The sequence below is a fragment of the Bradyrhizobium sp. genome (assembly GCF_036009065.1).
Taxonomy (GTDB): domain Bacteria; phylum Pseudomonadota; class Alphaproteobacteria; order Rhizobiales; family Xanthobacteraceae; genus Bradyrhizobium.
In genome coordinates this window covers 1-7,162 of sequence record NZ_DASYMN010000029.1, presented here as the reverse complement: position 1 = coordinate 7,162, position 7,162 = coordinate 1, and the positions used below count along the sequence as shown (strand labels likewise).

The 7,162-nt window shown below is 62.2% G+C and carries 8 protein-coding genes; all 8 read left to right on the top strand.

Annotated elements, in window-relative coordinates; all coding sequences use genetic code 11:
• Positions 1-502, top strand: a 502-nt coding sequence (locus VGP39_RS02250; protein WP_327566483.1) for a HAMP domain-containing sensor histidine kinase, incomplete at its 5' end; no start/stop codon positions are given.
• 1 nt (position 503) lies between these two features.
• Positions 504-1,253 (top strand): response regulator, encoded by a 750-nt coding sequence (locus VGP39_RS02245; RefSeq protein WP_327566482.1) that lies wholly within the window; start codon positions 504-506, stop codon positions 1,251-1,253.
• Between the two features lie 204 nt (positions 1,254-1,457).
• Positions 1,458-2,069, top strand: a complete 612-nt coding sequence (locus tag VGP39_RS02240) for a sigma-70 family RNA polymerase sigma factor (protein ID WP_327566481.1) — start codon at positions 1,458-1,460, stop codon at positions 2,067-2,069.
• A 174-nt stretch (positions 2,070-2,243) separates the two neighbouring features.
• Positions 2,244-2,438, top strand: coding sequence for a hypothetical protein (locus VGP39_RS02235; RefSeq protein ID WP_327566480.1), 195 nt, complete (start codon positions 2,244-2,246; stop codon positions 2,436-2,438).
• A 162-nt stretch (positions 2,439-2,600) separates the two neighbouring features.
• Positions 2,601-4,010 carry a cytochrome ubiquinol oxidase subunit I gene (locus tag VGP39_RS02230; RefSeq protein WP_327566479.1) on the top strand — a complete coding sequence of 470 codons (1,410 nt, stop codon included), beginning with the start codon at positions 2,601-2,603 and terminating at the stop codon, positions 4,008-4,010.
• On the top strand, positions 4,007-5,017 hold the full coding sequence (cydB, locus tag VGP39_RS02225; RefSeq protein WP_327566478.1) for a cytochrome d ubiquinol oxidase subunit II: 1,011 nt from the start codon (positions 4,007-4,009) through the stop codon (positions 5,015-5,017). The genes VGP39_RS02230 and cydB overlap by 4 nt, the downstream gene beginning before the upstream one ends.
• A 292-nt stretch (positions 5,018-5,309) precedes the next feature.
• Entirely contained in the window at positions 5,310-5,897 is a 588-nt protein-coding gene (locus VGP39_RS02215) for a L,D-transpeptidase (protein WP_327566476.1), read from the top strand.
• Positions 5,898-5,959: 62 nt separating this feature from the next.
• On the top strand, positions 5,960-6,997 hold the full coding sequence (locus tag VGP39_RS02210) for an amino acid ABC transporter substrate-binding protein (RefSeq protein WP_327566475.1): 1,038 nt from the start codon (positions 5,960-5,962) through the stop codon (positions 6,995-6,997).
• Positions 6,998-7,162: the final 165 nt, after the last annotated feature.

Sequence of the window (7,162 nt, the reverse complement as noted above, 5' to 3'; positions counted from 1 at the left end):
CGCCATGGCCGACGCCTTCGACATCACCATCCGCCGCGAACCGGTCGATATCGCGGCATTGGTCAGCGAGGTCGCGGAGGCCAACAAGCCCTCGGCCATGAACAAACAGCAGGTCATCGCGGTCTCGGCGCCGCCGGACCGCTTTACGATGTGCGATTCGGACCGGATGCGGGAAGCGATCGACAATCTGATCAGCAACGCCATCAAATATAGCCCGATCGGTGGCAAGATCGCGCTGCTGGTCACCCACGACGACGCCCGCACGGTCATCCGCGTGACCGACGAAGGCGCAGGCCTGTCGCCGGAGGATCTCGGACGCCTGTTCGGCCGGTTCCAGCGGCTTTCCGCAAAACCGACGGCCGGCGAAAGTTCGACCGGCCTCGGGCTGTCCATCGTCAAACGCATCATCGACATGCATGGCGGCAAGGTGACCGCCGACAGCGCCGGGCCCGGACAGGGCTCGACTTTCGCCATCGTTTTGCCCGCGGCGGTCGCGTCCTGACATGAGCCAGAGCCCGCATATCATCATTGTCGACGACGAGGCGCCGGCCCGCGAGATGGTCGGCGACTATCTGAAAATGCACGGCTTCACGGTGACGCTATGCGACGGCGGCAAGAGCCTGCGCGCCGCCATCGATGCCGGCGCGCCACCGGATCTGGTGGTGCTCGACCTCAATATGCCGGAGGAAGACGGCCTCTCCATCATCCGCGACCTGAAAGGCCGCACCAACGTGCCGGTGATCATGCTGACGGCTACCGCAAGCCCGATCGACCGCGTCGTCGGCCTCGAACTTGGCGCCGACGATTACATTGCCAAGCCCTGCGAACTGCGCGAATTGATGGCGCGCATCCGTTCGGTGCTGCGGCGAAGCGCGCCGGGACGACAGCTGCAAGCCGCGGCGACGGAATCGGCTCCGGCGAAAGCGGCGAAGGATCAACTGGTGCGGTTCGGCACGAAATGGCTCGACCTCGAAGCGCAGGCCTTGCGCGATGATGAGGGCAACGAGCACCCGCTGACGGCATCGGAATTCGGCCTGCTCAAGGTGTTTGCCGCCAACCCGAAGCGGGTGCTGTCGCGCGAACGGCTGCTGGAATTGGCCAATGCCCGCGACAGCGAAGCCTTCGATCGGGCTGTTGACCTCAGGATCATGCGAATCCGCCGTAAGATCGAGCCGGATCCGACCCGGCCAGCGGTAATCCGCACCATCAGAGGCGGCGGATATCTGTTTTCCCCGGCCGGCGACAAGACCTGAAATCCGACATCTAATCAGGACTATCTATTTCAAATTGCAGGTGTTTTGAGCCCGCCCGATTGTTTCGTCGTCGCCGGCATGACGAAACAATTCTTTCGCGGACGAAACCATTTTCCCCTTTTGGCGCAGACATCCTGAAACGCGTGCTGATTAACAGTTCTCCCAACAAGACCCGCCTCAGGCGGTGAATAACGGGAGACTGTCATGCAGAACGTGATCGCCATCAACGCCGCAGCACGCCAAGGGATCGTTGCCGCCCAGGCGACCTCGGACGAGATGCTGCTGGAAGGCATTGCCTCAGGCGGCAGGACCGCCATGCACATCCTCTACTCCCGTCACAATGTGCGGGTTTACCGCTTCGTGCTTCGCATGGTGCGCGACGCCACCACCGCCGAAGATCTGGTCAGCCAGGTTTTCCTGGACGTATGGCGCACTGCCGGCCAGTTCGAAGGCCGCGCCCAGGTTTCGACCTGGCTGCTGTCGATCGCGCGCTTCAAGGCCCTGACTGCGCTGCGCCAGCGCCGGCACGAGGATATCGACCAGGAAGACGTGCTTGAGATCGCCGACGAAGCCGACACCCCCGAAGCCTCGCTCGACCGCAGCAACACCAGCGCCATCCTGCGCGCCTGCGTGGCCAAGCTGTCCCCGGCTCACCGCGAGATCATCAACCTCGTCTACTACCACGAGAAGTCGGTGGAAGAGGCCGGTGAGATCATCGGCATCCCGCAGAGCACCGTGAAGACCCGGATGTTTTATGCCCGCAAGCAATTGGCCGACCTGCTCAAGGGCGCCGGCGTCGAAAACCTCGCGGCGTGACCCATAAATCACGTCTAATCAACCTGTTAGGCGTGATATTGGCTCGGATTCGGCGTCCCGATTTCTCGAAGGAAAATCGGCGCAACGAAACCAATGAAACAATTGACGACATCATCCGGAAAAAATTGGCCGGTAAACCAATCATTAACGAGACGCCAAACGGGGACGACGACGATGCAGAAACCCACCTTCCGCTTCTTCATTATCCCGCTCGGCGCCATCTGCACCCTCGCCTCGCTTTCCAGCCAGAACGCCGCGCCCCGTGCCCAGCACGACACCGGCTCGATGCTGGTCCGTCAGCAGGTGATCGATTGCAGCGCCAAGAATCCCTCGGAGGTCTGCGTGATCTCCACCGACGAGGCCCGCTAAGCCTGAGTTTCTAACCACCAAGTACCTCCAACGACCCGGATGGGATGCCCCCCTCCGGGTCGCTCTGCGTCTGGGGCAAGCCGACGGCGTTCTGGTGCGATATCCCCGCCTGACATTGCGTGATAACGTTCACGCCGGATCAAGCGACGACGGATGGCTTCGATGTTCGAGGGCTTGGACGCCGTATTTTTGGCCCGGGCGCAATTCGCCTTCACGATGTCGTTTCACATCGTATTCCCGGCCTTCTCGATCGGGCTCGCCAGCTATCTCGCCGTGCTTGAAGGGCTCTGGCTCTGGACCGGTCGCGAGGTCTTCATCAATCTCTTCAATTACTGGTTGAAGATTTTCGCTATCGCCTTCGGAATGGGCGTCGTGTCCGGCATTGTGATGTCCTACCAGTTCGGCACCAACTGGTCGACCTTCTCCGACAAGACCGGCCCCGTTCTGGGCCCATTGATGGCCTACGAGGTGCTCACGGCATTTTTCCTCGAGGCGGGTTTTCTGGGTGTCATGCTGTTCGGCCTGCAGCGGGTCGGCCACAAACTGCATTTTTTCGCGACCCTGATGGTCGCCGTCGGCACGCTGGTTTCCGCGTTCTGGATCCTTTCGGCCAATTCGTGGATGCAGACGCCGACGGGATACGCCATCAATGCCGACGGCCAATTCGTCGCCGCAAGCTGGCTAAAAGTGATTTTCAATCCCTCGTTCCCGTATCGCCTCGTGCACATGGTGCTCGCGGCCTACCTCACGACCGCGTTCGTGGTGGGCGCGGTCGGCGCCTATCATCTGTTGCGGGATCAGCATCTGCCTGGCCCGCGTGTGATGTTTTCCATGGCGATGTGGATGGCGGCGCTGGTCGCACCGATCCAGATCTTCGCCGGCGATCAGCATGGCCTCAACACCCTGGAGCATCAGCCGGTGAAAGTCATGGCCATGGAAGGTCATTTCACCAGCCATCCGAATGGTGCGCCGCTCATCCTATTCGGACTGCCCGACCAGGCCGCGGGTAAAATGAGATATTCCGTCGAGATTCCAAAAGTGTCTTCTCTCATTCTAAAACATTCGCTGGACGCGCCGCTGAAGGGGCTCGACACCGTGCCGCGTGAAAACTGGCCGCCGGTCGCGGTCATATTCTGGTCGTTCCGTATTATGGTCGGCATCGGATTTCTGATGCTGGGCATCGGCCTGCTCAGCCTGTTTATGCGATGGCGCGGCGCGCTGTATCAATCGCGTTTGCTGCATCTTTATGCGCTGGCGATGGGTCCCGCCGGTTTTGTCGCGGTGCTGGCGGGTTGGTTTACGACCGAGGTTGGCCGCCAACCCTTTACGGTCTATGGACTGCTCCGCACCGCGGACTCCGCGTCGCCGCTGGCGACGCCCGCGGTCGCCTCGTCGTTGATCGCCTTCATCGTCGTGTATTTCGCGATCTTTGCCGCTGGCATCGTCTATATCCTGCGCTTGATGGCGGCGCCGCCGCATTACGGCGAACAGGGGCCGCAACGCGACGTGCCGACACGCGCGGCCGGCATCACGCCGGCGGCCGGCACCACCGCGGAGGGACATGCCTCATGAGCATCGCGCCGCACCTTTCCACGATCTGGGCATTCATCATCGCGTTCGCAGTATTCGTTTATGTCGTGATGGACGGATTCGATCTCGGCCTCGGCATGCTGTTTCCGCTGTTTCCCAAGAAAGCGGATCGCAACGTCATGATGAATACCGTGGCGCCGGTCTGGGACGGTAACGAAACCTGGCTGGTGCTCGGCGGCGGCGGGTTGTTCGCGGCGTTTCCGCTGGCCTATGCCGTGCTGATGCCGGCGCTGTACACGCCGATCATCGCGATGCTGATCGGCCTGATCTTTCGCGGCGTCGCGTTCGAATTCCGCTGGCGGACGACGCGCGAGCGCAATTTGTGGGACATCGCATTCTTCGGCGGATCGCTGCTCGCGGCGATGGCGCAGGGCGTCGCGCTCGGCGCGATCCTGCAAGGCATCCATGTCGAGGGACGCCACTATGCCGGCGGCTGGTGGGACTGGCTGACGCCGTTCAGCATCCTGACCGGGGTTGCCGTGGTGATCGGCTACTGCCTGCTCGGCGCGACATGGCTGGTGATGAAGACCGAGGGCGAATTGCGCGACGAAGCCTACCGCCTGAGCTGGTGGCTGCTGTTCGCGATGCTCGCCGCCATCGGCGCGGTCAGCCTCGCCACGCCGTTCCTGCACATCCAGTATACCACCCGCTGGTTCGCCTGGCCGGGCATGATTCTGACCGCGCCGGTGCCGATCGCCGTTGCCGCCGTCACCGTTCTGCTGCTGCGTAGCCTCGCCGCCAAGCAGGACTACCGGCCCTTCTTTCTCACGCTGGCGTTGTTCGGATTATCCTATGCCGGGCTCGGTATCAGCATGTACCCGTATATCGTGCCGCAGAGCATCGACATCTGGCAGGCGGCAGCACCTGAGAACAGCCAGATCCTGATGCTGGTCGGCGTCGCCATCATGGTACCGCTGATCCTCGGTTACACCGGCTGGTCCTATTGGGTGTTTCGCGGCAAGGTCAATCCCGAGAGCGGCTATCATTGACGCCGCCTGCGCAGAAGCCCGCGCCGCTCATGCAGCGTTTATTGTGGTTTGCAGCCCTCTGGCTCGCCGGCGTCGGCACGGTTGCCATCGTCGCGTATGGAATAAGACTGTGGATCGCGCCGCGGTAGATCCGTAGGGTGGGCAAAGGCGGCGGACGCGAACGCGTCCGGCGGCGTGCCCACCGTTCCAGTCCCGCATTCAGATCAAGATGGTGGGCACGGCGCAAGGGCGCCTTTGCCCACCCTACAGATTCGGTGATAGACACGTCCGCAACGGCCCGGAAGGAATCACGATGACCAAGCTGACGATGCCGATATTCGTAGTCGCCGCGGGCCTGATCCTCTCCGCCTCACCAAGTTTTGCGCAGCAGAACGATCCCGGCGACCAGCCGGGACTTCTGGCTGACGATTCGGTGGAGCTGGATCCGCAGTTCAGGCGCACCATGGTGCTGTACCGCACCACGGAGGCGCCGGGCACGATCATCATCCAGACCCAGGAACGCCATCTCTACGTGGTGCAGGGCAACGGCCGCGCCATCCGCTATGGCATCGGCGTCGGCCGGGACGGCTTCCAGTGGCAGGGCCTGCTGACGATCTCGCGCAAGGCGGAGTGGCCGGACTGGACGCCGCCGCCGGAGATGATCGCGCGCCAGCCCTATCTGCCGCGCTTCATGGCCGGCGGCCCCGGCAACCCGCTCGGCGCCCGCGCGCTTTATCTCGGCGCCACCGTGTACCGCATTCACGGCACCAACCGGCCCGACACGATCGGCACCGCGGTCTCGTCCGGCTGCTTCAGGCTGGTCAATGCCGATGTCTCCGATCTCTACGATCGCATCCCGGTCGGCACCAAGGTCATCGTGCGGCAGAAGCCCTCGCTGTAACGCAACGGCCTTTCGTTTCAGCGCCATCAAATTTTCCCGATCCTCGTTGAGGGATGCATCACATGCGGACATTTCGAACCGGTCTTTTGATCGGCCTTGCCATTGCGGTCGCGATCGGCGGCGCCGCGATTGCCTATGAGCGATACGACACCAAGACGCTGAAGCGGACGATCCGCCGCGATGCGGTGCTGTGCGGCGTCAACACCGGACTGCCTGGTTTCTCCACTCCCGATGACAAGGGCAACTGGGCCGGATTCGACGTCGATTTCTGCCGCGCTGTAGCGGCGGCGATCTTCGACGATCCCAAAAAAGTGAAATTCCTGGCGCTCGATGCCAATGAACGCTTCAAGGAATTGCAGAACCGCAAGGTCGATATTCTCTCGCGCAATTCGACCTGGAGCATGTCGCGCGAAACCTCCTACGACCTGTATTTCCCGGCGGTCGCCTACTATGACGGCCAGGGCTTCATGATCCCGAAGGCGCGCAACATCGACTCCGCGCTGGCGCTCGATGGCAGCAAGGTCTGCGTCCAGGAGGCCACCACGACGCAACTCAATCTCGGCGACTACTTCCGCGCCAACAATATCAAGTATCAGGAGATGAAATTCGCAAAGCTGGAAGACGCACTTAAGGCCTACGAGTCCGGCCAATGCGACACCTTCACGTCCGACGTGTCGCAGCTCTATGCGCTGCGGCTGAGACTGCCGAAACCCGGCGATAACGAAATCCTGCCGGACGTGATTTCAAAGGAACCGCTGGCGCCCGTGGTCCGTCAGCGCGACGACGACTGGATGATGATCATCAAGTGGACCCTGTATGCGATGATCAACGCCGAAGAACTCGGCATTACCTCGAAGAATATCGACGAGGCGCTGAAATCGAAGAAGCCCGACGTGATGCGGCTGGTCGGCACCGAAGGCGCCTACGGCGAGGAGTTCGGCCTGACCAAGGACTGGGCCGCGCGCATCATCCGGCACGTCGGCAATTACGGCGAAGTCTATGAGCGCAACGTCGGCGCGGGCTCGAAGCTCGGCATCCCGCGCGGCCTCAACCAACTGTGGAGCGCCGGCGGCATCCAGTACGCGCCGCCGATACGGTGATCTTAACCTCTCCCCGCTCTTGCGGGGAGAGGTCGGATCGCATCGTCAGATGCGATCCGGGTGAGGGGCGAGGCACGACGCTTCTCCGAATGGTGATTCTCAGGTCGGAAGGTTCAGCGTCGGAGGACCCGACGGGTCTGCTCCTGTGCAGTATAGTGCCGGGGG

Coding starts and splice junctions, on each gene's coding strand:
- VGP39_RS02240 (WP_327566481.1), top strand. CDS start 1,458: ATGCAGAACGTGATCGCCATCAACGCCGCAGCACGCCAAGGGATCGTT.
- VGP39_RS02215 (WP_327566476.1), top strand. CDS start 5,310: ATGACCAAGCTGACGATGCCGATATTCGTAGTCGCCGCGGGCCTGATC.
- VGP39_RS02210 (WP_327566475.1), top strand. CDS start 5,960: ATGCGGACATTTCGAACCGGTCTTTTGATCGGCCTTGCCATTGCGGTC.
- VGP39_RS02230 (WP_327566479.1), top strand. CDS start 2,601: ATGTTCGAGGGCTTGGACGCCGTATTTTTGGCCCGGGCGCAATTCGCC.
- VGP39_RS02245 (WP_327566482.1), top strand. CDS start 504: ATGAGCCAGAGCCCGCATATCATCATTGTCGACGACGAGGCGCCGGCC.
- VGP39_RS02235 (WP_327566480.1), top strand. CDS start 2,244: ATGCAGAAACCCACCTTCCGCTTCTTCATTATCCCGCTCGGCGCCATC.
- cydB (WP_327566478.1), top strand. CDS start 4,007: ATGAGCATCGCGCCGCACCTTTCCACGATCTGGGCATTCATCATCGCG.